This is a genomic window from Nocardia vinacea, from assembly GCF_035920345.1.
Taxonomy (GTDB): Bacteria; Actinomycetota; Actinomycetes; order Mycobacteriales; family Mycobacteriaceae; genus Nocardia; species Nocardia vinacea_A.
Map to the genome: position 1 here is coordinate 9,155,789 of NZ_CP109149.1, position 23,315 is coordinate 9,179,103.

At 65.3% G+C, this 23,315-nt stretch carries 20 protein-coding genes; 13 read left to right on the top strand and 7 right to left on the bottom strand.

Features of this window, described 5'->3' with window-relative positions; translation table 11 throughout:
- Positions 1-3: 3 nt before the first annotated feature.
- The 7 genes from cysT to OIE68_RS41455 all read left to right on the top strand — a co-directional run bounded on the left by cysT (position 4) and on the right by OIE68_RS41455 (position 7,985).
- Complete coding sequence (cysT, locus tag OIE68_RS41425) at positions 4-804, top strand: sulfate ABC transporter permease subunit CysT (RefSeq protein WP_327102004.1); 801 nt, start codon at positions 4-6, stop codon at positions 802-804.
- The gene (gene cysW / locus OIE68_RS41430) at positions 801-1,607 is read left to right on the top strand and encodes a sulfate ABC transporter permease subunit CysW (RefSeq protein WP_327096331.1); all 807 of its coding nucleotides are present in this window, start codon (positions 801-803) and stop codon (positions 1,605-1,607) included. Before cysT ends, cysW begins: the two co-directional genes overlap by 4 nt.
- Positions 1,604-2,599: a sulfate ABC transporter ATP-binding protein gene (locus OIE68_RS41435; protein ID WP_327096332.1), complete on the top strand. Its 996-nt coding sequence runs from the start codon at positions 1,604-1,606 to the stop codon at positions 2,597-2,599. The genes cysW and OIE68_RS41435 overlap by 4 nt, the downstream gene beginning before the upstream one ends.
- A gap of 296 nt (positions 2,600-2,895) precedes the next feature.
- Positions 2,896-3,606 carry a hypothetical protein gene (locus OIE68_RS41440; protein ID WP_327096333.1) on the top strand — a complete coding sequence of 237 codons (711 nt, stop codon included), beginning with the start codon at positions 2,896-2,898 and terminating at the stop codon, positions 3,604-3,606.
- 514 nt (positions 3,607-4,120) lie between these two features.
- Positions 4,121-5,233 carry an Hsp70 family protein gene (locus OIE68_RS41445; RefSeq protein WP_327096334.1) on the top strand — a complete coding sequence of 371 codons (1,113 nt, stop codon included), beginning with the start codon at positions 4,121-4,123 and terminating at the stop codon, positions 5,231-5,233.
- A 126-nt stretch (positions 5,234-5,359) separates the two neighbouring features.
- On the top strand, positions 5,360-6,364 hold the full coding sequence (locus tag OIE68_RS41450; protein ID WP_327102005.1) for a diiron oxygenase: 1,005 nt from the start codon (positions 5,360-5,362) through the stop codon (positions 6,362-6,364).
- A gap of 1 nt (position 6,365) precedes the next feature.
- Entirely contained in the window at positions 6,366-7,985 is a 1,620-nt protein-coding gene (locus tag OIE68_RS41455; protein WP_327096335.1) for an FAD-dependent oxidoreductase, read from the top strand.
- Between the two features lie 156 nt (positions 7,986-8,141).
- Here the strand turns inward: OIE68_RS41455 and OIE68_RS41460 are convergent, their stop codons facing one another.
- Positions 8,142-8,903: a glucose 1-dehydrogenase gene (locus OIE68_RS41460; protein ID WP_327096336.1), complete on the bottom strand. Its 762-nt coding sequence runs from the start codon at positions 8,901-8,903 to the stop codon at positions 8,142-8,144.
- Positions 8,904-9,492: 589 nt separating this feature from the next.
- Here OIE68_RS41460 and OIE68_RS41465 point away from each other — a divergent pair.
- Together OIE68_RS41465 and OIE68_RS41470 are read left to right on the top strand one after the other, a co-directional pair.
- Entirely contained in the window at positions 9,493-11,775 is a 2,283-nt protein-coding gene (locus OIE68_RS41465; RefSeq protein WP_327096337.1) for an Hsp70 family protein, read from the top strand.
- Between the two features lie 1,308 nt (positions 11,776-13,083).
- Positions 13,084-13,914, top strand: a complete 831-nt coding sequence (locus OIE68_RS41470; protein WP_327096338.1) for an HAD family hydrolase — start codon at positions 13,084-13,086, stop codon at positions 13,912-13,914.
- A 318-nt stretch (positions 13,915-14,232) separates the two neighbouring features.
- Here the strand turns inward: OIE68_RS41470 and OIE68_RS41475 are convergent, their stop codons facing one another.
- On the bottom strand, positions 14,233-14,631 hold the full coding sequence (locus OIE68_RS41475) for a VOC family protein (protein WP_327096339.1): 399 nt from the start codon (positions 14,629-14,631) through the stop codon (positions 14,233-14,235).
- A gap of 98 nt (positions 14,632-14,729) precedes the next feature.
- Between OIE68_RS41475 and OIE68_RS41480 the strand changes: the two genes are divergently transcribed.
- Complete coding sequence (locus tag OIE68_RS41480; protein WP_327096340.1) at positions 14,730-15,671, top strand: YafY family protein; 942 nt, start codon at positions 14,730-14,732, stop codon at positions 15,669-15,671.
- A 171-nt stretch (positions 15,672-15,842) separates the two neighbouring features.
- Here OIE68_RS41480 and OIE68_RS41485 read toward each other — a convergent pair whose 3' ends face one another.
- Both OIE68_RS41485 and OIE68_RS41490 read right to left on the bottom strand, forming a co-directional pair.
- Positions 15,843-16,529, bottom strand: a complete 687-nt coding sequence (locus OIE68_RS41485) for an SGNH/GDSL hydrolase family protein (protein WP_327096341.1) — start codon at positions 16,527-16,529, stop codon at positions 15,843-15,845.
- Positions 16,530-16,537: 8 nt separating this feature from the next.
- The gene (locus OIE68_RS41490) at positions 16,538-17,953 is read right to left on the bottom strand and encodes an MFS transporter (protein ID WP_327096342.1); all 1,416 of its coding nucleotides are present in this window, start codon (positions 17,951-17,953) and stop codon (positions 16,538-16,540) included.
- A gap of 105 nt (positions 17,954-18,058) precedes the next feature.
- Between OIE68_RS41490 and OIE68_RS41495 the strand changes: the two genes are divergently transcribed.
- The gene (locus tag OIE68_RS41495; RefSeq protein WP_327096343.1) at positions 18,059-18,679 is read left to right on the top strand and encodes a TetR/AcrR family transcriptional regulator; all 621 of its coding nucleotides are present in this window, start codon (positions 18,059-18,061) and stop codon (positions 18,677-18,679) included.
- Positions 18,680-18,688: 9 nt separating this feature from the next.
- Here OIE68_RS41495 and OIE68_RS41500 read toward each other — a convergent pair whose 3' ends face one another.
- The 3 genes from OIE68_RS41500 to OIE68_RS41510 are packed head-to-tail and all read right to left on the bottom strand — an operon-like array spanning position 18,689 to position 21,738.
- Positions 18,689-19,825: an FAD-binding oxidoreductase gene (locus OIE68_RS41500; protein WP_327096344.1), complete on the bottom strand. Its 1,137-nt coding sequence runs from the start codon at positions 19,823-19,825 to the stop codon at positions 18,689-18,691.
- 12 nt (positions 19,826-19,837) lie between these two features.
- Positions 19,838-21,325: an NAD(P)/FAD-dependent oxidoreductase gene (locus OIE68_RS41505; RefSeq protein WP_327096345.1), complete on the bottom strand. Its 1,488-nt coding sequence runs from the start codon at positions 21,323-21,325 to the stop codon at positions 19,838-19,840.
- Positions 21,322-21,738, bottom strand: coding sequence for a nuclear transport factor 2 family protein (locus OIE68_RS41510; RefSeq protein WP_040688058.1), 417 nt, complete (start codon positions 21,736-21,738; stop codon positions 21,322-21,324). The genes OIE68_RS41505 and OIE68_RS41510 overlap by 4 nt, the downstream gene beginning before the upstream one ends.
- A 124-nt stretch (positions 21,739-21,862) precedes the next feature.
- Between OIE68_RS41510 and OIE68_RS41515 the strand changes: the two genes are divergently transcribed.
- Complete coding sequence (locus tag OIE68_RS41515; RefSeq protein ID WP_327096346.1) at positions 21,863-22,462, top strand: PadR family transcriptional regulator; 600 nt, start codon at positions 21,863-21,865, stop codon at positions 22,460-22,462.
- Positions 22,463-22,549: 87 nt separating this feature from the next.
- Positions 22,550-23,266 (top strand): PP2C family protein-serine/threonine phosphatase, encoded by a 717-nt coding sequence (locus tag OIE68_RS41520; protein ID WP_327096347.1) that lies wholly within the window; start codon positions 22,550-22,552, stop codon positions 23,264-23,266.
- Positions 23,267-23,315: the final 49 nt, after the last annotated feature.

Below are 23,315 nucleotides of genomic sequence, written 5' to 3' on the forward strand. Positions count from 1 at the left end.
TGGCTGCGGGTAACCGGTTCGGTGGGTCCGCTCGGCATCGCCACCGCGGTGCTCTGGCTCAGCATCATCGTGCTGCTACCGCTGGCCGCGCTGACCGTCACCTCATTCGATGACGGCTGGTCCGGGTTCTGGGATGCGATTACCGCACCCGCGGCCATCGACTCGCTGCGCATCACGGTGCTCGTCTCCGTGGTGGTGGCGGTCATCAATGTGGTGATGGGCACGCTGATCGCCTGGGTGCTGGTCCGCGACGAGTTCCCGGGCAAGAGCATCGTCAACGCGCTCATCGACCTTCCGTTCGCGCTACCGACGATCGTCGCGAGCATCGTGCTGCTGTCGCTCTACGGGCCGCAGAGTCCGATCGATATCCACCTCAACGCCACCCAGCCCGGCCTCGTGGTGGCACTGGCCTTCGTCACGCTGCCGTTCGTGGTCCGCTCGGTGCAGCCGGTGCTCATCGAGGCGGACCGGGAGGTCGAGCAGGCCGCACTGTCCCTCGGCGCGGACAACTGGACCACCTTCCGCCGCATCGTATTGCCGATCCTCGCGCCCGCCATCATCAGCGGCGGCGGCCTCGCCTTCGCCCGCGCCATCGGCGAATACGGTTCGGTGGTGCTGATCGGCGGCGCTATCCCGCGCAAGACCGAGATGGCCTCGCAGTACATCCAGAAGCAGATCGAGATCGATCGGCCGGTGAATGCGGCGGCGGTGTCGGTCGCACTGCTGGTCATCTCGTTCGCGACGCTGCTTGTGCTGCGGCTGTGGGCCGAGCGCACGGCGCGCAAGGAGGAGGAGGCGCGATGAATCTGTCCTGGCCGACTCGTATTTCGCTGCGCGTGGTTGCGCTCGGCTACCTGTTCATCCTGCTGGTGCTGCCGCTGATCATCATTCTGTGGCGCACCTTCGAGAAGGGGATCGGCGCGTTCATCGACTCGATCTCCACGCCCGCGGCGATCTCGGCATTCCAACTGTCGATCCTGATCGTGGCGATCGTGGTTCCGGTGAATGTCATCTTCGGGATCGTCACCGCGCTCGCTCTGGTGCGTGGCAAGTTCCCGGGCCGCACGCTGGTGCAGGGCATCGTGGATCTTCCCTTCGCCGTCTCGCCGGTTGTGGTCGGCGTCGCGCTGATCCTGCTGTGGGGTGCGGACGGCTGGTTCGGCGGACTCGAAGACGTCGGCTTCAAGGTGATCTTCAATCTGCCCGGCATGGTGATCGCGACGATCTTCGTCACGCTGCCGTTCGTGGTGCGCGAGGTCGAGCCGGTGCTGCACGAGATCGGCGACGATCAGGAACAGGCCGCGGCCACCCTCGGCGCGTCCCGCTGGCAGACGTTCTGGCGGATCACCCTGCCCGCGATTCGCTGGGGCCTGACCTACGGTGTCGTGCTGACCGTCGCGCGTGCGCTCGGCGAATTCGGCGCGGTGATCATGGTGTCCTCCGCGCTGCCGGGTAAATCGCAGACGCTGACCCTGCTCGTACACGGTCGATACATCAACGACCACAACACCTTCGGCGCGTATTCCGCCGCGACCCTGCTGATGGGCCTTGCCCTCGTAGTCCTCCTGTTGATGACCCTCCTCGAACGTAAGCGGGGCACCAAGTGATCACCGTGACCAATGCGAAGAAAAACTACGGTTCCTTCGCCGCCTTGAACGATGTCAGCATCGAGATCCCGTCGGGGGAGTTGACCGCGCTGCTCGGCCCGTCGGGTTCGGGCAAGTCGACCCTGCTGCGCTCGATCGCGGGCTTGGAGTCGCTGGACGCCGGCATCGTCACCATCGCGGGCAACGATGTCACGCACGTGCCGCCGCAGAAGCGCGATATCGGCTTCGTATTCCAGCACTACGCCGCGTTCAAGCACATGACCGTGCGCGATAACGTCGCCTTCGGACTCAAGATCCGCAAGCGTCCCAAGGGCGAGATCGCCAAGCGCGTCGATGAATTGCTCGGCATCGTCGGCCTCGACGGCTTCCAGCACCGCTACCCGGCCCAGCTCTCCGGTGGCCAGCGCCAGCGCATGGCACTGGCCCGCGCGCTCGCGGTCGACCCGCAGGTGCTGCTGCTCGACGAGCCGTTCGGCGCGCTCGACGCCAAGGTGCGCGCCGATCTGCGCACCTGGCTGCGTCGGCTGCACGAGGAGGTCCACGTGACCACCGTGCTGGTCACCCACGACCAGGAGGAGGCCCTCGACGTCGCCGACCGGATCGCGGTGATGAACAAGGGCCGCATCGAACAGATCGGTAGCCCGGAGGACGTCTACGACCGGCCAGCAAACGAATTCGTGATGTCCTTCCTCGGTGCGGTGGCCCGGCTCAACGGACATCTGGTGCGTCCGCACGATATTCGCGTCGGCCGCGAGGCCAGCATGGCGCTCGCCAAAGACGAGGGCACCGCGGAGTCGGCGGGTGTCACCCGCGCCACCGTGGAACGCGTTGTGCACCTCGGATTCGAGGTGCGCGTCGAGTTGCGCAATGCGGCCACCGGCGATCTGTTCGCCGCCCAGGTGACCCGCGGTGACGCCGAGGCGCTGCAGCTCAGCGACGGGGAAACCGTCTACGCCCGCGCCACCCGTATTCCGGAACTGCCTGCGGGATAAGGGCACTATTCGATTCGCGGCGACCTTGGTGGTTACGCTCCGCTACCGCCTCCGGGCCCGGCGCGCACGCCGCGAATTCGACTCCGCTTTATGGCCGCGGATTCCGCATGCGCGAAATCCGTGGCCATTCCTGGCGTGTCGAAACCGAACTCCGGTTTCCACGTCTCATATTGTGCTGAATGCGAAACAACCGCTAGTGGGTTCCGGTGAATTATCGGAACGTAATCCGATGTGAGCATTCGCAATGGTCGTCGAACGCGGCCCGTATGCGGGCGGCGGGAAGTTGATCGATCACCATGTCAATTCGAAGACAGATATTTCTGGCGCTGGCCGCTGCCGGCGTCGCGGTGATAATCCAATCCGGTCCGGCGGTCGCCGCACCGCCACCCGGAACGCCGGCCGTGCGCGCACCGGATGGCCCGGTTATCACCGAGATTCCCGCGGACTCGCCCGAAGTGGCCGCAATCGGTCCGGAATCGGTGGGGAAGCCGATCCCGAACTCATATGTCGGTGTCACTCCGGCGCAGTTGATACCGCACGGAATCGAGGGCGAGCAACGGCATTTCACGCCGAATCCGGAGCAATGGGATAACGCGCGAACGATTGTCGAAGTGGTCTTGCGTCGCGATCTGCCCGCCTATGCGTCGGTGGTTGCGCTGGCCACCGCACTGCAGGAATCGCTGCTGCGCAATCTGACCGAGGCGGCCGATCACGACTCGCTCGGGGTGTTCCAGCAGCGACCGTCCGCGGGCTGGGGTACGCCCCAGCAGCTCACCGATCTGCGCTACGCGACCGAGCGATTCCTGGACGCACTGCTGGTCCACGCGCCTGACTACCAGGCGATGCCGCTGTGGCAGGCGGCGCAGGCCGCGCAGCGCTCAGGCTTTCCGACGGCGTACGCGCGGTGGCAGGAGCTGGCCGCGCAGATGGTGTCGCGATTGCTCGGACCACGGCAGGGACCGGTGCGGCGGGTGGCGAGTGCCCAAGCGGTGCTGGACTGTTGCTGATGAGTTGCCAATGAGTGTAATGGTTTTGATTTCCCGCACTGGAATCGCTCGCGAATTCCGGTGCGGGGAGTCGGAACTCGTTGCCGGATCGGACCCATCCGGCCGATGGCGGACTGGTCGGTTTCGATACAGCTCAGGATCGGCTTGTTGCGGCGTATTCAGCAACCTCGATTGGGGTCTGATTGGTGACTGTTTTTGCATGTAAGAACATGTATCGGAGGCTGGGACGGCGAGCTGGCTGCCTGCTGGCAAACGGCAACAGGGCATCGTTGAATTCCGGCGCGCCGTAATAAGATCCGGCCGCGACATCGGCGCGTCGCCTCCCGTACCAGGTGAACCGGGATCGGTGCCATCGCTATGCAACCTGTGTCAGTGGCGGCGGCATGCGGACAACCGCGTGTCCGGTGGTTGGCAGGCCGGTCGCGGAGTGGTTGCGTGAACAAGGTTCGAAGCAAATCGGCTCGGCGATCAGAGGATTGCGATGGCGGTTGGTCTCGGTTTGAGCATAGGCACGGTGAACACGGTTTCCGCTCTGGCGGAGGAGGGTTCGGCCAAGGCTCCACCCGGCCGCCGCTCCGCCGCCGAACGCTCGCCCGCCGTCACCCGCCGCACCACCCTCACCTTCGACAGCACCGGAACGGCCAGGGTCGGCATGATTCCGCGGCACGGGCGCGCCATCACCGAATTCGCCGATCTGAGTCAACGCAAGACCAAGCAGGCCAGGGTCGGGCACCGCGCGCTCACCGCGGCCGATCTGATCGCGGTTGTCACGGAATGTCTGATCACCGAGGCGCGTCGTGATCGTCGAGCGGTTGGTGCGGGGGTCACGCTGACGTATCCCGCGGGCTACACCGAAGGCCAGTTGGGGGAGTTGCGCGCGGCGCTGGACGCGATCGGTTTGGCTCATGTCGCGCTGGTCGCCGAACCCGTCGCGGCGGCCACCTGGCTCGAGGTCGAACGCGGGCCGCTGATGCCGGGCCTAGCCCTTGTCTATGACCTAGGTGGGGCAAGCCTCGATATCACCCTGGTGCGAGTCGGTGCGGGCTGTCCGCGAAATCCGATTGTCGGCGTACCGATGCGTTCGACGGAATTCGGCGGGCGGGCCTTCGGCGCGCTGGTCGCCGCGCGGGCCGGGAACGGGACCGTGCCCGCCTCCATCTCCGGTGCGGTCACCGGTGTCACCGCCGACGAATTGCGCACCATCCATATCCGATCCTCGCTGAAGCTGGTCTATCGCTGTCTGCGGATGGCGGATGTGACCATGGCCGATGTCGACTGCGTGCTGGTGGTCGGCGGCGCGGCCCGGCCGGTCGAGGTGGCGCAGGTGCTCGCCGGTGAACTGGCGCGCCCGGTGATCACGGCCCCGGATCCGGAACGCACGATCGCCGACGGTGCCGCCATCATGGCGCGTCGCGCCGCCGCCGCGGACGAGGAGGCGACCGGACATCACCATCGGCGCAAACCACGCAGAGCGACGACGCGCGCCCTTTTACTTTCACGGCGTACCAGACGCCGCTTGACCCGGGTGGCGATCGCTGTGGGGATGTCGGCCGCTGGAGTGGCGCTCGCGCTGGCGCTGCCCGCCGACACGGTGGTCGCGGGCTTGTCGCAACTCGGGCTGCGGTAAAGGCGGACCCGGCGGCGCCCGCACCGTCGCCGGGGATGCCGATCGTCTGCCAGGTTGACGTGACTCCTCGTAGGTGTAACTATGGGATACAGTAAATGTGTCCCACGAGGAGAGGCAGTGACGACGATGTCTACAGCCGTGACGCCCGCAGTCGATTCCGATCTGGCGAAGGCGCAGGAGTATGCCGCCAAGCTGCTGCTGCTCTCCGAAGGTTCGGTGAACAAGCACTTCGACCCGTTCGAGGACATCGACTGGGACAATCCGGATTTTGCCGCCGATGCCGGTGAAGAGCGCTGGGTGCTCCCGGTATCCGGCGATGCGCTCGGTCGCCACCCCTGGTACCAGGCGCTGTCGCTGGATCGGAAGATCGCGATCGGTAAGTACCGCCAAGCCAATGTCGCCAAGGTCGGTCTGCAGTTCGAATCCATCCTGATCAGCGGCATGGTGACACACAGCTTCGGCCTGCCCAACGGTTCGCCCGAATTCCGTTACTGCTCCCACGAAATGATCGAGGAGCACAACCACACCCTGATGTTCCAGGAGATGGTCAACCGGATCGGCATCGACGTTCCCGGTATGGGCCCGCTGGTGCGCAAGTTCAAATACATCGGCGCGCCGGTGGCCGCTCTTTTCCCGAATCTGTTCTTCATGGCCGTGCTCGCGGGTGAGGAGCCGATCGACCACATTCAGAAGGCGATCCTGCGTTCGGGTGAGGACGTGCATCCGATTATGCGCGGCGTGATGGCGATTCACGTCGCCGAGGAGGCGCGCCACATTTCCTTCGCGCACGAATTCCTCAAGCAGCATGTGCCCGATAAGAATGCGGCCAATAAGTTGGTGCTCTCGATCGTCATGCCGATCGTCATGTTCATCCTCGGCCGCTCCATCTACACGCCGCCCCGGTCGTTCTTCAAGGAGTTCGATATCCCGGACGAGGTGCGCAAGGAGCTGTTCTACGGTTCGAAGCAGGCCAAGCAGGAGTTCAGCGACTTCTTCGGCGATGTGCGCACGCTGGCCAATGACATCGGCCTGATGAACCCCATCGGCAAGGCGGTCTGGAAGCTGCTGAAGATCGACGGCCACACCACCCGTTACCGCTCCGAGCCGTTGCGCACGGCCAAGGCCGGCTGACGTGCCGTACGTCGTCACGCAGTCCTGCTGTAGCGACGCGTCCTGCGTCTACGCCTGCCCGGTCAACTGCATCCACCCCACGCCCGACGAACCGGACTTTCTGACGGCGGAGATGCTGTATGTCGACCCGCAGGCGTGCGTGGACTGCGGCGCATGTGCGAGTGCGTGCCCGGTCGATGCCATCACGTCGTCGAAGAAGCTGACCGACGAGCAGAAGCCGTTCATCGAGATCAATGCCGACTTCTATCGGCAGGCGCGGCCGCGGCCGCTGCTGGCGAAGCCGGTGCCCGCGGCCGAGATCCACACCGAGCGTCAGCCGTTGCGGGTGGCGATCGTCGGGTCCGGCCCCTCGGCCATGTACGCGGCCGATGAACTGCTGACCCAGCCCGATGTCACTGTGACGGTCTTCGACCGGCTTCCGGTACCCCATGGACTCGCCAGGTACGGCGTCGCGCCGGACCATGCCAAGACCCGGCAGGTCAACAAGCTCTTCGATATCATCTCGACCCAGCCCGGTTTCGAGTCGTACCTGAATATCGAAGTGGGCAAACATATTTCGCACCAGGAGCTGCTCACGCACTTCCATGCGGTGATCTATGCGGTCGGTGCGTCCTCGGATCGTAAGCTCGGCATTCCCGGCGAAGATTTGGCGGGCAATGTATCTGCCACCGACTTCGTCGCCTGGTACAACGGGCATCCGGATCATGCCGGGCGCACCTTCGATCTGTCGCAGCGCCGGGCCGTCATCGTCGGCAATGGCAATGTGGCCCTCGATGTGGCGCGCATTCTTGCTTGCGATCCGGAAGCGTTGGTGGGCACCGATATCGCACCCCAAGCGCTGAAGGCGCTGCGGGAGAGCAAGATCGAGGAAGTGGTAGTGCTCGGTCGGCGCGGTCCGGCCGAATCCGCTTTCACCGTACCGGAATTCGTCGGGCTGCTCGGCGCGGATGTCGATATGGCAATCGAGGGTGAACTGCCCCCGGTGACCGATGAACTGCCGTATCAGGTCGAGCAGAAGTTGCGGTTGCTGCATACCGTAGCGACTGGCTACAGGTCGCTCGAAAGGGCCGGCGGGGCCGAGCGGCCGCTCGGTGCGCGCAAGCGGATCGTGTTCCGATATCTGTCCGCGCCGACCGCGATTCTGGGCGCCGACGAGGTGACCGGTATCGAGCTGAGCCGCAACGAACTTGTCACCGATCCGGATGGTCGCGTCCGTGCGGTGGCGACGGGGGAGACCGAGCGGTTTGATACCGGGCTGGTGCTCACCTCGGTGGGTTATCGCGGTGTTGCCCTGCCGGGCTTGCCATTCGACGAGCAGTCCGCCGTGATCCCGAATCTGAACGGCCGCGTGCTGGAACAGTCCGGTGGTGCGGTGCTGCCAGGAACGTATGTCACCGGCTGGATCAAGCGTGGTCCCACCGGATTCATCGGTACCAACAAATCCTGCGCGCAGGAGACGATTCGGCAGTTGGCCGATGATTTCAACGCCGGTCGGTTACGTGAACCGGCAGGTAACGCGGCGGATTTCGATCACCTGGTGCACCGTCGTCGGCCCTCGGTCCTGGCCCGCCGAAGCGCGGTGCGAACCGGTATCGTGCGGCGCCTGCTCGCTCGCGCCTGAGCGGCGCAAGCGCGCCCATGTCTCATTCGTGCTGTGTAACGGTTTTCGCCTCCTGCCGACATGTTGGGTGCGCGGTAGGGTCCGTGACGACGGTCGGCACCTCGGCGCACGGCGACGCGATGAGGGCGAATGCCGGGTCGAGGTGCCGATCGGCGACTATTTGGCGGTGAACCCACCGTCGATCGCGAGCGCCGCACCGGTGATGAAGCTGGCCTCATCGCTCAGCAGGTAGGCGCAGAACGAGGCGATCTCCGTCGGCTTGCTGATCCGGCCGAGCGGATGCAGTGCGGCGATGGCCGCTTCACCCTCGGGCGTCGCACCCATCGAGTTGCGGAAAGCTGGCGTGTCGACCGCGCCGGAGACCAGCGCGTTTACCCGAACACCCTGTTCAGCGGCCTCCAGCGCCACCGCGCGGGTCAGCCCGACGACGCCGTGTTTGGCCGCCACATACGGCGCCACCGAACCCATGCCGACCACGCCGAGGTTCGAGGCGTTGTTGAGGATCGCGCCGCCGCCGGAGGCGACAATCGCCGGAACCTGGTGGCGCAGACCGTAGAACACGCTGGTCAGATTGAGTTCGACATCGGCGCGCCACCCCGCCTCGTCGATCTGCTCGATCGGGCCGAAGGCATTGACGGCGCCCGCATTGTTGAATGCCGCGTCCAGCCGGCCGTATTCGGTGAGTGCTGCCTGGGTCAGGCGGGCCAGATCGTCCTCGACGGTGACATCGGTCGGCACAAACATCGCCCGGCCACCCGCCGCGCGGATATCGGCCGCGACCTGCTCGCCCGCGTCTTTACCGCGAGCGCCGAGCACGACCGCCGCGCCCTCGGTCGCCGCCCGCATGGCCACCGCCTTGCCGACACCCGAGCTGGCCCCGGTGATGAGCACGACCTTGTCCGCGAAACGTGTCGACATCGTCTTCGAATTCCCTTCTCGTTCTTGTGATTACATGAGCGATGAGGTGGCGCGGGAACTCGGTTCGTCCGAGCGCTTGCTTATCGCTGAATCCAGTCAAGCGGTCGGGAAGTGGTACTGCTGGCGGAAATCAGCCGTTACGTTTGACGCGTCATATTCTGACAGTTGGGACGCGCGTACTATGAAATCTGCAGTGCTGGCAACAGTTTGGTTACCGACCAGTCGGTGTGTGTTGTCGGTTCTGGGTGGTTCTGTTCGGTATGGCAGATCTGGGGCTCGATTCGAGTTACTGTGCGGTAGCGGAATCTGGCTTACCGCAGTGGAATCGGGCCTTCGGTCGCGAAACGCCGGACGTCCAGGGGTGTGGATGAATCTTTTTCATGTGATCTAGCTGGGGATTTGAAACAGAGTCAACGGAAGTCAAACGTTTCATATCAATTCGACATCCGAATCGATCCGGCAGCAGCTAACCTGTGGGTGCTGTTTGGGAAGCGACCGCGGCCACATGGATCTCCTGTGTGATGGACGTGGTCTCGGTGCGTTGACGGGATAGCGAATGACTACAGGTCTGGGTTTCAGCATCGGTTCAGTGAACTCCGTATCCGCCATGGTGACCGGCGAGCGGCCCTTGTCGTCGGTGCGGACGCGCCGCACGGCGGTGACCTTCGACAGTGCGGGTAGCATCCGAATCGGGGGGATCCCCCAATTCGACATGGCCGTAACGGATTTCGCTGATCTGGCGCGCGACCCCGAGTCGGTCGTCGTGGGCGGTCGGCTCTGGTCACCCGCGAACCTGGTCGCCGCCGTAGTGAACGGCCTGGTCGAATCCTTCCCGCCGACCGCGGGAGCCGTGGCCACCTATCCCGCATGCTATTCCGATAAGCAGCTGTCGTTGCTGCGGCAGGCGTTGAATCTGGCCGGTGCCGCGGATGTGCTGCTCATACCCGAACCCGTCGCGGCCGCGGAGTGGCTCGAACAGGAACGTGGACCGCTGGAGTCCGGATTCGTGCTGGTGTACGACCTCGGTGGGGCCAGTCTCGATGTGTCGATGGTGCGGGTCGGACCGGACTGGGACGATCACCCGATCGTCGGAAAGTCCGTGCGCTCCTACGATTTCGGCGGTCGGCCGCTCGGTTCGATGATTGCGCGGTACGCCCGGGTCGCCGAACCCGGCGACAACGGGTCGATGCTGCAGATGACCTCGATTGTCGATATCACGAGCATGCGCGCCCAGCACATCCGGGATTCCCTCGATGTGGTCCACGAATGTGTGGAATCGACGGGACGGTGCCTGTCCGATATCAGCTGCATCCTGCTGGTCGGTGGCGCCACCCGTCCCGTCGAGGTCGCGCGCATCCTTGCCGAACTCGGCCGACCGGTGGTGATGTCGAGCGATCCGGGGCAGACCGTCGCCGTCGGTGCCGCCGGCTATGCGGCCCGCAGCTTCGCACCGATGTCGACCGGTGGTCGGCATCGAGCGCCGAAGGTTGCCGTATTCTCCAGTGCAGCAGTAGCTTCCGCGGTGGCGGTATCGGCCGTCACGGTATTCGGCGGCCCGAATATTTCGCAGATGCCATCCCTGGTGGATGCCTCGCCGGGCAGCTTCCCGATGGACAATTTACTGCTCGAGCCCGATGTCGAGGCACTCGCCGAGGCCGGTTCCGCGGCGGTTGGCTGGGCGACCACGGCAGCGGGTTTCGGCTATTCCGGTCGACCGGCCTACGGGATCGCTCCCGTCGCCCATACAACGCCGATCGGACCAACGATCGGCCCGTCCGTGGCCGAGGCACACGGCGGCAGGCACAGCGAACCACGCGGTGGGACAGCACATTCCGGTGGTGTCACCTACGCCAATCCCGCCCAGTTCCTGAACCCGCTGCCATTCATCCGAAGCCCGCGGACGATTCCCGCCGTGCCCAACCAGCCTGCCACTGGCACGCCCATCCCGAGCGTCAGCCTTCCGGGTTCGTTTCCCGCCCCGGCTAATTCGACTCCCGCCGTTCCGGCTGGCAACGCAACCACCCCGGGTACCGCGACCCCGGGTACCGCGACCCCGGGTACCGCGACCCCGGCGACCGGCGGCACCTCGACGGGCGCTGGTGTACCGGGTGCGACTACGGGTGAAACATCTACCGGGACTGGGACATCGGGCGGAACCGCCTCGGATGGCAGCTCCGGTGGCAGCACGGGTGATGCGTCCGGCGGCACGACTTCGGGCACCAGCGGTTCGACGTCGGGAAATTCCACCAGCGGCGGTTCGTCGGGTAGCACCTCGGGCGGCTCGACAAGCACTGGCGCTTCAGGTGGTTCGACGGGCGGTGGTACCTCGGGCGGTTCTGCGGATGGGGGCGCATCCGGCGGCTCCTCGAGCGGTGGTGGATCGGGCTCGACGGGTGGCGGTGCGTCGGGAGGCTCCACGAATGGCGGTACTTCGGGCGGCTCCGCGAGCGGCGGTACCTCGGGCGGTTCGACGGGCGATGGTATGTCGGGTGGTTCGACGGGCGGCGGTACCTCGGGCGGTTCTGCGGATAGTGGCGCATCCGGCGGCTCCGCGAGCGGCGGTACCTCGGGTGGTTCGACGGGCGGTGGTATGTCGGGTGGTTCGACGGGCGGTGGTATGTCGGGTGGTTCGACGGGCGGTGGTATGTCGGGTGGTTCGACGAGCGGCGGCACGGTCGGCGGTTCGACCGGTGGCGGGACCTCAGGCGGGACCAGCGCCGGTGCGACCGGAGGCAGCTCCTCCAACGGTAGGTTCTCCGGCGGAAACACTTCCGGCGGCAGCACCAGCTCCGGCGGTGCCTCCTCCGGCGGAGGCTTCTCCGGCGGAGGCTTCTCACACGGTTCGGGTGGCGGTGGCGGTGCCCGCAGATAGTTCGCGGTAGTACTCCTCGGGAGGGTCCCCGCAGTGCCTCGCCCCACGGAGGTACGCAGCCGAATCGCCATCGCCCATTGAGTGCGGGCCGAGGCCGACCTGGGACCTTTCGATTGCACCGGTCGGTGGAACGGGCGCAAGCCAACCGTGGGCGCGTGTAGCCCGGAAGTGGTTGTCCGGAGGAAGTTTCGGGTGGCTCAGTAGTGTGTCGCTCTGTGGGCAGCGTGACTCGAGTCGTGATCGTTTCAGTGAGCGGGTGGCCGAGGCCGAGCATGGAACCGGCTGTCGGTGCAGGTAGGGCAGAGTTTGCCGCATTCGAAGCGAGCCTTTGAACCTCGGCACAGGGTGCAGGGCTTCATCCGCAATCGATGTCCGCCGCGCTCGCGGGGATCGTCCAGATCGTATGTCTCGGTTAGGCATGGCGGGCATAGTCGTCGGCCCGAGCCGTGTCTCGTGTCAAGCCGTTCGCCGGGTGTTGGCCGGTCGTGGGTGGGGTGCCCGGAGGTGATTGTCCGGTAGGAACTTTCGGGCGTATCAGCGGTGTGTCGCTTTGTGGGCAGCGTGATGCGTGTCGTGATCGTTTCAGCGGGCGGGTGGCCGAGGCCGAGCATGGAACCGGCTGTCGGTGGAATGGGTGTTGGCCGGTCGTGGGTGGGGTGCCCGGAGGTGATTGTCCGGTAGGAACTTTCGGGCGTATCAGCGGTGTGTCGCTTTGTGGGCAGCGTGATGCGTGTCGTGATCGTTTCAGCGGGCGGGTGGCCGAGGCCGAGCATGGAACCGGCTGTCGGTGGAATGGGTGTTGGCCGTTCCTGGGCGGGGTGCCCGTAGTCGATCGTTCGGTAGTAACTCCTTGGCGGATCCCTAGTGCGCGCCTGTTTGGGTGCGCGCCACGACTGAGGTCCTGACCGTTCGACCGAGGCGCGGGCGAGCGCCCGCATAGAGCTGGCTGATTACGCACGACGGCAGAACGGAGAGCTGGTGGCACTTCGTGCCGAGATCCTTTGGTGAATCAGTATGGATGGTTCCAGTGGGTCGGGCCTGGCACAGGTGTTGGAGTCCGTAGTCGAGCGGTGGGGCACTGCGTGTGAATGGTCACTGCCGCAGCTTCGTCGGTTGCGTGAAACTCGCTGGTCTACACGGCTGTTGGCTGCGTTGTGGGCTGCCGCGCGATCGCACAGATCGAATCGTTTGTCGGGATTCGCACTCTTGTAGTGCTCGTGCGGGGTGCGGTTTCCGTGCGGGAGTACGGCTACTGACGTGCCGGGCTGTCGGCAAGGGGTGGGGCACATTCGGACCGGTCGAATTTCGATGACGCCGAGTGCCATAGCGATGCACAATGGGTTGGTGGTACACGGGGGACCTCAGCTTGTTGCGCTGGATGTCGATGGAACGTTGCTGCGGACGGGATCGCCGGTCAGTGAACGGGTGATCGATGCTGTGCGGGCGGCGGTGGCGGCGGGGGCGCATGTGGTTGTGACGACCGGGCGAACGTTGATGACGACGCGGCCTGTGCTGCAGGAGCTCGGGCTGGTCGATGGACATGCGTTGTGTTCCAACGGTGCGGTGCATGTCGATGTGGCGAAGGGGCAGCCGGTGGCGGTGCAGACCTTCGATCCGGGGCCCGCGGTTGCCGCCTTGCGCGCACTGTTTCCGGAGATGATCTTCGCGGTGGAGAAGGTCGGCATCGGCACCTGGGCCACCGGGGTCAGTCCGGGCGAATTCTCTATCGGCGAATACGTTCTCGTCGATGACGGCGCGTTGAGCAGCGAGCCGACTCCGCGACTGAACGGTTGGTGGCCCGACGGTTCCCTGGAAGAGATGCTGCGCCTGCTCACCCAACTGCGCGTACCAGGTGCGAGCTGGGTGCACGGCGAATTCGGCCCGTGGCTTACCGTTTCGCGCCGCGGCGTCTCCAAGGGGTGGGCATTGGAGCGACTACGCACCGCACTCTGCATCCCCCGCGCCGCCACCCTCGCCATCGGCGACGGCTACAACGACCGCGAAATGCTGCACTGGGCAGGACATTCCGTAGCGATGGCGAATGCACCGAACGAGGTCCGCAACTGGGCGGACGAAGTCGCCGACGATGTCGCCGAAGACGGCGTCGCCAAAATCCTGGAGCGCTGGTTCGGCCACTGACCTGGACCGATGATCACCATGCGTTGGAGGCGGCAAACATTGACCCGCCACCAATGCATCCTCGGGGCAGGGCATGCTTCGGGTGGCGTCGCGAAGGGCGGGCGGACCCTGCGAGCCCGGGCCGAGAGCGCCCCGCCACCACGCATTCTCGGGGCAAGGCAGCCGGGTGGCGTCGTGGCAGGGCGGGGAGCCCCGAGAGCGCCCTACCGCCAAGCGTGCTCGGGACAAGCATGCCTTGGGTGGCGTCGTGAATGAGTGGGCAAACCCCCGGGAACGCTTCGCCACCATTGCATTCCCGGGGCAACCCTGGGCGGCCGCTTACGCGTGGTCGAGGATCTCCAGGTAGTGAGGGTTCTGCATGATGCCGAGGACGTTGCCGAAGGGGTCTACTACCGAGGCGGTGATGAAATCTCCGTTGCCGCGCGGCGTGATCGGCTCGTACTCCTCGGCTCCGAGGGCCACAAGTCGGTCGAAACTCGCCTGCACATCGTCGACATGCCAGTGCAGGATGGCTCCGCCGGGGGCGTTCTGTGCGCCTGCCGGGGCGAATTTGCGATTGATGATCCCCAGTTCGTGCTGGTAGTCGCCGATGCGGAATTCGTAGTATCCGCCGGGCACCGCGTAGTACGGCTCGAGGCCGAGCACCTCGGTGTACCAGTCCTTCGCGGCGTCGAGGTCGTCGGCATAGAACGAAACGGTGGCCATTCCACGCAACATCTTGGTCTCCTCTGATCGGTGTCTTCCTTGCTTGTGCGATCCATGATTCCGCCTAAAGTGCTCACCGAATGAGCACTTTTTTCGGCAGAATTGTGCTCATGCGAGCAGACCGATTGGTGGCGACCCTGTTGCTGATGCAGACCCGCGGCCGGGTGACGGCTGCCGAGATCGCCGCCGAACTAGAGGTATCGGTCGCCACCGCGCGCCGTGACCTGGAGGCGCTCTCGGCCGCAGGAGTTCCGGTCTATCCGCAGCCGGGTCGGGGCGGCGGCTGGTCGCTGGTCGGCGGCGCGCGCACGGATCTCAGTGGCCTCACCGAACCGGAGGCTCGCGCGCTGTTCCTGCTGGCGGGACCGTCCGCGAGCGCGGTGCCCGAGCTGAAATCGGCGCTGCGCAAGCTGGTGCGCGCCCTACCGCAGACCTTTCGCACCGATGCGGAGGCAGCGGCCGATGCGGTGGTGATCGATCCCGCGCGCTGGGGTGAGCACGATCAGACCCGGCCGCAGCTCGTGGAATTGTTGCAGCGCGCGGTAGTTCAACGCCGCAAGGTGCAGCTGACATATGAGCGGGCGGGGGAGCGCACCCGGCGCGTCGTCGACCCGTGGGGCCTGGTCGACAAGGACGCCATCTGGTATCTCATCGCAGGCACCGACCGTGGCAGGCGCACCTTCCGCGTCGATCGCATCGTCGATGCCACGATCACCAACGAAATCGCCCACCGCCCCGCGGATTTCGATCTTTCTACCGCCTGGGCGGAGGTGGTCGGCGACGTTGAACAACGTCGTGCCGCCACATCCGCCACCGCGCTCATTGCACCGCAGCTACTTCCGGTCCTGCGCAAGCAGCAGGGGCGACATTGTGAGGTGGACGGTCCGGTTGCCGACGGTCGCGTTCAGGTCCGCATCACCGCACCGACCCCGCGCATGATCGCCCAACAATTGGCGGGCTGGGGTGCCGAAATCGAGGTGCTGACACCGCAATCGGTGCAGGCGGAGTTGGCGGTACTCGGGGCCGAACTCGTCGATCGATATGGTGAGTGATCGCACGGCAAACCGAATCTTGCACATCGATACGCAGTGCCGCAGGTTCTGCCCTGATCCACATCCACTAGGAGATTCGGCGTTTGCGAACGCCGATCAGGCATCCGAGGAGAAGAACACCGGGCCGCGGCCGAGCGACAAGCTCCGACGCGGCCCGGTGCCTGGTTTCGATCAATGCGCGGGTTCGGGCAGCAGTCCGTGCAGCGCGCGCATCATTTCGGTGGCCACCACCGCGTGCCCGCTCATCGTGAAGTGGATGAGATCGGCGCTCATCAGATCCGGACGCAGCCGCAGCGGATGGTCCCAGAACTCCACCAGCACGGCGTCGTAACGTGCGGCAAGCTCGCGGATGATGTCGTTGAGCATCGACATCCGTTCCCGCATCGGGCGCATCGGCGCCATCCGTTCCGTCTCCCACACATCGGCGAGGGTGAAGGTGCTCACTTGCGCCCCGCTGCGGGCCAAGGCACCGAAGAGTGCGTCGAGGTTCGCGCGCAACTCGTCGAGATTGCCACCGGGAGTGAACAAATCGTTTCCACCGCAGCTGATATGCACCAGGTCCGGCGCGAATTCGAGCACCTGCGGCAGCTGATCTGCGCGTACCTGCGCGGACGTCGCCCCGATCCGGCCGGTATTCAGATATGCCAGAGCGGGATTCGCCGCCGTCAAAGCCGCGGCGACGCGATCTGCCCATCCGGCCGTGTCGTACCCGGGACTCGGATCGCCGACGCCATGGGCGATCGAATCCCCGAGTACCGCATAGCGCTGCCAGGGCGCGTCGGCGAGTAGTTCGAGTGCGGCGGTGTTCGACAACAGCAGCGGATCGTTGGCTTCGGTACGAATATCGTTGTTCGTCAAGGCAACTCCTAGCTCTGGGTGGGAACGGCAACAGGGATGCGCGCCGGAATCGCGATAACCAATGCGGACGCGATACCGATGCCTGCGCAAACGGCGAACAGCGTGTGGAAGGCGGCCAGCGCATCCTCGGCATTGGCGGCGAAGACCGCAGCCAGCACCGCGACACCGAGCGCACCGCCCACCTGCCTGGCGGTCAGATTCATGCCGATTCCGGCCGCGAAGCGTTGCGGTGGAAGCGAACTCGCGGCGGCGGTGCCGAGCACCGTCACAACGATCCCGACGCCACCACCGCCGAACAGCCCGGCCGGTATCCACGCGGACCACAAAGCCGGTGTCGGCCCGAATGCATCGGTGCTCATCCACACATTGGTGCCGGTGTACATCAGCGCCCCGAGAACACCGAGCCAACGCCGGGCGCTCGCCGCCGTGACGCGACCGGCAATCGTCGCGGTCACCATCGAGGACACCGCGCCCACCGTCAATGCCGCGGCCGAGCCGAGCACCGAATACTGCCAGACCGCATCCAGGAACAGCGGTCCGGCGAGCAGCCAGGCGAACATGGTCGCACCGAAGACGAACGAGGCGGCATTGGCCAGCGCATACGGCCTGCTCTGCCACAATTCGACCGCGATGGCCGGGTTGTGGTGGCGCACAGAGCGAATCAGCGCGGCCACGATCAGTAGTGCGCCGACGCCGAGTACAGCGAGTGTGCCGGGTGCGGTCCAGCCCCACCGCTGCCCCTCGGTCACCCCGGCGACCACGCCGCCGAGTCCAAGGGCAATGGCGATGGTCCCGATAGGGTCTGGCAGCGCACTGCCGGGTTGACGGATATCGGGTACGGGAATGCGCAGCCCGGGCGCGATCAGCGCGATTGCCACCGGGATATTGATGACGAATACCGCTCGCCAGCCGAAGGCCTCGACCAGCGCGCCGCCGATCGCCGGACCGACCACGGCGGCGAAACCGCCTGCGGCAGACCAGGCTCCGATGGCCGCACCGATCTTCTCGCGCGGCGTGACGGTGAGGACGAGTCCGAGTGCGGACGGCACCATCAGCGCCGCCGCCGCACCTTGCAGCAGGCGTCCGGCAATGAGCCAACCCGCGGTGGGCGCGAGTCCGCACAGCAGGGATGTCACGGCGAAACCGACCAGTGCGATCAGGAACAGCCTGCGCCGTCCGAGGGCGTCGGCGACGCGGCCCGCCGGGGTGAGCAGTGCCGCGAAGGCGATGGCATAACCGCTTACCACCCAGGTCAGCGTGGTTGTCGCGGTACCGGGAAAGTCGCGGGCGATCGAGGGAAACGCGATATTGACGACGGACAGGTCCAGGAAGGCGATGAACGCTGCACCACAGGCGATCACGAGCGTGCGCACGGCGGCCTTCGAGGTCGGCGGACTGTCGGTCCGCTCGGACACTTCGGTCATGAGGGAGATCCTTCGGTGAGGCGAAATCTAAACGTACGACCGTTCGTGCAATAAACGTACGACCGTACGTTCGTATTTGCAAGCCGGAAGTGGAAGAATGGCCTCATGGCCGAGTCGACAACCACCGCGCAGGGCACCGATCAGCGCCTCGCCAAAGGCGCCCGCTCCCGGGCCTCGATCGCCAGACATGCCGCCGACGTGGCCTCGATCGAAGGATTGACAGGCTTGAGCATCGGCCGTCTCGCGACCGATCTCGGCATCAGCAAAAGCGGCATAGCCACTTTGTTCGGCACCAAGGAAGCACTGCAGGTCGCTGCGGTGAAGGCGGCTCGCGAAGCCTTCATCGAACGGGTGATCGCGCCGAGTCTCAGCGAACCGCGCGGCCTACCGCGCCTGCGCACCATCATGGATCGCTGGTTCGACCACATCATCGACTCGACATTTCCAGGCGGCTGCTTCCGCGTGGCCACCATTGCCGAATTCGACAGCAAACCCGGCCCGGTCCGCGATGCGATCGCCGAGGATCACAGCGAATGGCTCGACTTCTTGGCCAAGCAGATTCGGCACGCGCAGGAACAGGGCGATCTCACCGGCCGCGACGCCGATGCCATGGCTTTCGAACTCGATGCGGTGATCAGCGCGGCCAATACCGCCCAGCAGATGGGTGATGATCGCGGTGTCACCACCGCGCACACCATCGTGAACGGGATTCTGGACTGTGGCTGACACCGGCATTCACAGATCGATCTCCACATCGCTGATCGGGTAGGCCACGCAGGAGTGGGTATAGCCGAACTGCTCGTCGGACAGCCGCAACTTCGCTTCCTCGGCGTTATGCACCTCGCCTTTGACGATCCGGACCCGGCACAGGCTGCACTCACCGGATCGGCATGCTGCCTCGGGCCGAATATCGTTGTCCTCCAACGCATCCAGCAGTGGGCGGTTGCGCGGCGTACGGAAGCTGATGCCGCCGACGGTGACGGTCACCTTCTCGGCAGGATCCACGTCGGCGGGCCAATGGGGTTGGGCAGCCGGGTCGCTCGGTGCGCCATTTGCTTCGAAGCGGATTCGCTTGCGCGGCTGGCCGAGTGCGCGGAGTTGTCCGAGCGCGTACGGGTAGAGCGCCTGCGGGCCGCAGACGTAGACCATGCGGCCGTCGAGTTCGCCGGTCAGGGCGCGGATGGTGTCGGCGGTGAGGAATCCGGTTGGCCCGGTCCAGTCGGTGTCGGGTTCGGTGATGACGTGGTCGACGACGACACCGGGATATCGGGTGGCGAGTGCGTCGAGTTCGGCGCGGAAGATGATGTCGTCGGCGGAGCGGGAGCCGTAGACGAGGTGGAATGTGCGGTCCAGATCGCGGTCGACGATCTCGCGGATCATGCTCATCGCCGGGGCGACACCGGAACCGCCCGCGAGGAATACCAGGTCGTCGCCGTGGAAGAGCGGGTTGTGGTGGAAGGTGCCCATCGGCCCGGTCGTGGTGAGTACTCGCCCGACCTGCACCGTTTCGATGAGCAGATTGCTGATGCGTCCGCCGGGGACGCGCCGCACGGTCAGGTCGTAGTGGTCGAGCGTGGCCGGGCTCGAGGAGATGGCGTACGGGCGGCTGGTGCCGTCGACGAAGACATTGACGTACTGTCCCGCCAGGAACGGCGGCAGCTCGAGCTGATCGACACCCGCTAGCCGGAAGGTTTTGGTGGTCGCGGTCTCGCCGATGATCTCGGCGACGATCAGCCGCAGCCGCTGGGGGTGGTAGGCGTCGATGGTGGCGCGGGTCTCGGCGGGGTGGTCGCGGGTGTCGGGGATGCGGGACTCGATTTCGACGAGGATCTGTGCCGCGCCGTCGAACCGTTCTGCGAGGGGATGTTTCATGATGTGCTCCGTTCAGGCGGCCTTGGCGCGCAGCAGGCGACGCGCGACGCGTGCGCCGGCTTCGAGGGTGGGTTGGAATCCGCCGATGCCTGCCCACGAACCGGCCAGATGCAGTCCGGGTATGTGGGTTTCGCGTTCGCTGTTGCGGAACAGCCAGTTCTCGGTGGCGTCCTGGTCGTAGCCGTAGATCGTGCCGCCGGGGTGGCCGAGGTAGCGCATCATGGTCAACGGTGTTGCGACATCGACCTCTTCGATGGCGTCGCGGATGTCGGGGGTGATGGTCTCGCACAGGTCGAGCAGCGTTTGGGCATAGGCGAACTTGGTGCGTGCGTATTCCGACGGAGCCACATTGCGCCAGATTTCGCCGTATTGCAGGGTCATGAGGCTGACATGGGTGGCGCCGGTGGGCGCGAACCCGATCGGTGCGACATCGTAAGAGCTGACGCAGATTCCGCGCGCGGGCTGGAAGGATCGCCACGCGTTGTGGGTGCGGTCGTCGTCGGTGTCCATATTGACGAAGGTTGTGCTGGTGGTGAACCCGAGTTCGGCCGGGGTGGCGTCCAGGCCCATGTGCAGCACGAAACCGGATACGCCGATTCGCCTGGTAGCCAGATCATCTCGTACCGCAGCGGGCAGATCGATGCCTTCGAGCATTCCGTAGGTGGTCGGCAGCGAGGCGTTGGACACTACGTCGGGAGCGGTGACCTCGGTGCCGTCATCGAGCCGGACGCCAAATACCTGGTCCGCATCGGTGAGAATGGCCTCGACCGCGGTGTTGAACCGCACCGCACCGCCCGCCTGCAGGAAGGCGTCGAGGATGGCGGTGGACATGGCTTGTGAGCCGCCGCGCAGATGCCATGGCTTGAATTCGAAGTAGGCGAACAAGGTAAGCGCCAGATCCTGGAACCGCAGCTTCGACGGCGGCTGCCCGAGATAGGTCCAGTACATACCGAGCGCGACCTTGATCCGGTCGTCGTCGAAGAACTCGTCGAGCACCGCCTTCAGCGGCCGCAGCCCGTATTCGAACAGCACCGGGTCGATCTGCTCGACCGGCATCCCGCGCATGGCGGCGATCTGCCAGAACGTCACCTGCTTCAGCAATTCGAAGAACTTCGCCGTCCGGTCGCGGTTGCCGGGGAACTCGGCTTCGATAGCGTCGATTGCGGCATCCCAGTCCGCGGGCAGCGTGAGATCGAGCTGCCCGGGAATCACCGCACGGTACAGGTCATGCTCCTGTACGAATTCAAGCTTGTCGGCGATACCCAGCTGCTGGAACAGGCCCTCCCGCAACGACATCGGCTGCCCGTCGGCACCGACACCCGAAAGTTGGTGCAGCGCAACCTCGAATTCGAAACGTCCACGGCGGAACGAAGTTCCGCAGCCGCCGGGAACGTTGTGCCGCTCCAGCAGCAGAGTTCGCGCACCCGCGCGCTGCAAGGTGGCCGCGGCCGTCAGCCCGGCATTGCCAGCGCCGATGACGATGGCGTCGTAATCGGTCACGCCTGCGCCGCCTCACGCTGCAACTGCTCGGTGGCCTCGGCCTTGATCTGCTCGAACTGCTCACCCATGCGTGCGGCCAACGCCTGCGCGGCCGAGAGCGGACGCACCATCACCATGAAGTCGTCGATCTTGCCGTGCTCGTCGAAATGCAGGAAGTCGCAGCCGGTGAGCTGCTTGCCGTCGACGGTGGCCTCGAAGACGAAGGCGTGGTCGCGGCCATTCGCGTCGGCGATCTCGCGTACATAGCGGAAGTCCTCGAATACGCGGATCACCCCACGCAGGATGGCCGCGGTGATCGCCTTGCCCGGATACGGCTTGAACGCGACCGGACTGGTGAACACCACGTCGTCGGCCAGCAACGCCTCGATTGCGGCCTCGTCGCGGGCCTCCACGGCTGCACGGAAGGGATGCATCGCTCCACCTTTCATAGTCAATTATTTGTCTATCAACTCCGAACGGTATCCGTGTATATGCTCTGGTGTCTATAGTTGATTAGACAAGAATTTGAATAATAATCGAGGGTGGTAGCCTGAGCGGATGGCGTTACGTGACGCGGTGCTGGCCGCTCTGCTGGAAGGGGAGACGTCCGGCTATGACCTTGCCAAAGGCTTCGACGCCTCGGTGGCGAACTTCTGGATGGCCACTCCCCAGCAGCTCTACAAGGAACTCGAGCGGATGGCCGCCGAAGGCTTGATCGAGACCCGGGTCGTGCAGCAGGAGCGTCGTCCGAATAAGCGCCTGCACGCCATCACGGCGGCCGGTCGGGCTGCGCTGCGCGCATTCATCGCCGAGCCCGCCAAACCTACCGCCGTCCGCGACGAATTGATGGTCAAGGTACAGGGCATGGACGCCGACGATGCGCCGACCGTACGCGCCGCGGTGGCCGAGAAGCTGGACTGGTCCAAGGCGAAACTGGCTCGCTACGAACGCTTGCGCGCCCGGCTGCTCGATGGGCGCAGCGAACAGGCGTATCTGGCCGAGGCCGAGCGCATCGGTCCCTACCTGACCTTGCTGCGCGGAATCTCCTTCGAGCAGGAGAACATTCGCTGGGGGGAGTTCGCACTGGCTGCCATCGACCGGCGTATCGCTTCGGGATCCGCGACCCCGGCCGATCTGGACTCGATCACTCCGCGGTGAGTGCCGACCGTATTCGGCGAGCGTGTTCCAGCCCGTCCGTCGAGGCTGAGGCCGCCCTGCGATGGCGCGGTGTGCCAGAATTCGCGGGTGTGCAGTCCCGTGATCGACGTTGCGGTGGGCAGCGATATCGGCAGACGCTATACGGCGAATTTCGATGTCACCTATCTCCGTGAGCAGCCGTTGCTAGCGCTGGTGGCCGATGGCATGGGAGATGGGCCGGGCAGCGCGGCGGCGGGGAGGACTGCGGTAGATATCTTCGTCGAACACGTCGCGGATGCGGTCGAACTCGGGCCGGACACGCTGCGTGCCGCAGTGGCGGCGGCGCATGCTCGGGTGAGTCGGATCGGTCAGGAATTGCGGACTTTGGCCGGATGCACACTGACCGCCATGGTCGCCGCGCCGCAGGGCTGCTGGCTCGTGCAGATCGGTGACTCCCGGGTGTATCGGCTGCGCGCCGGGCTGCTCGAACTACTGACAACCGACCACACGATGGCGTGGCTCGGCGCTGTGCACGGCTGGTATCCGTTCGATTCACCGCAGGCCGCGTCGGCGCGGTATCAGCTGACCCGCTACATCGGACACAGTGACTCGCCGGAACCGGATGTGCTGAGCGTGACGATGCAACCCGGCGATAGGTACCTGCTGTGCACCGACGGTGTATCCGAGCAGGTCGGCTACGACGACCTCCGGAACTGGTTGAGCCGTGGCGTCAATCCGCAGTCCGTTGTCGTCAGGCTTTTGGCTGCCGCCGATCGGGCGGGCGGAAACGACAACGCGACGGCTATCGTCCTCTACGTCAACTGAATTATCTTTCGGTACAACCAATTTGATGCTCGGGACGGTGTGAACGTCA

Bases quoted from the DNA above. Each gene is read 5' to 3' on its own strand.
- cysW (WP_327096331.1), top strand. From the start codon at position 801: ATGAATCTGTCCTGGCCGACTCGTATTTCGCTGCGCGTGGTTGCGCTC.
- OIE68_RS41440 (WP_327096333.1), top strand. From the start codon at position 2,896: ATGTCAATTCGAAGACAGATATTTCTGGCGCTGGCCGCTGCCGGCGTC.
- OIE68_RS41450 (WP_327102005.1), top strand. From the start codon at position 5,360: ATGTCTACAGCCGTGACGCCCGCAGTCGATTCCGATCTGGCGAAGGCG.
- OIE68_RS41460 (WP_327096336.1), bottom strand. From the start codon at position 8,903: ATGTCGACACGTTTCGCGGACAAGGTCGTGCTCATCACCGGGGCCAGC.
- OIE68_RS41470 (WP_327096338.1), top strand. From the start codon at position 13,084: ATGACGCCGAGTGCCATAGCGATGCACAATGGGTTGGTGGTACACGGG.
- OIE68_RS41475 (WP_327096339.1), bottom strand. From the start codon at position 14,631: ATGTTGCGTGGAATGGCCACCGTTTCGTTCTATGCCGACGACCTCGAC.
- OIE68_RS41480 (WP_327096340.1), top strand. From the start codon at position 14,730: ATGCGAGCAGACCGATTGGTGGCGACCCTGTTGCTGATGCAGACCCGC.
- OIE68_RS41490 (WP_327096342.1), bottom strand. From the start codon at position 17,953: ATGACCGAAGTGTCCGAGCGGACCGACAGTCCGCCGACCTCGAAGGCC.
- OIE68_RS41495 (WP_327096343.1), top strand. From the start codon at position 18,059: ATGGCCGAGTCGACAACCACCGCGCAGGGCACCGATCAGCGCCTCGCC.
- OIE68_RS41500 (WP_327096344.1), bottom strand. From the start codon at position 19,825: ATGAAACATCCCCTCGCAGAACGGTTCGACGGCGCGGCACAGATCCTC.
- OIE68_RS41510 (WP_040688058.1), bottom strand. From the start codon at position 21,738: ATGCATCCCTTCCGTGCAGCCGTGGAGGCCCGCGACGAGGCCGCAATC.
- OIE68_RS41515 (WP_327096346.1), top strand. From the start codon at position 21,863: ATGGCGTTACGTGACGCGGTGCTGGCCGCTCTGCTGGAAGGGGAGACG.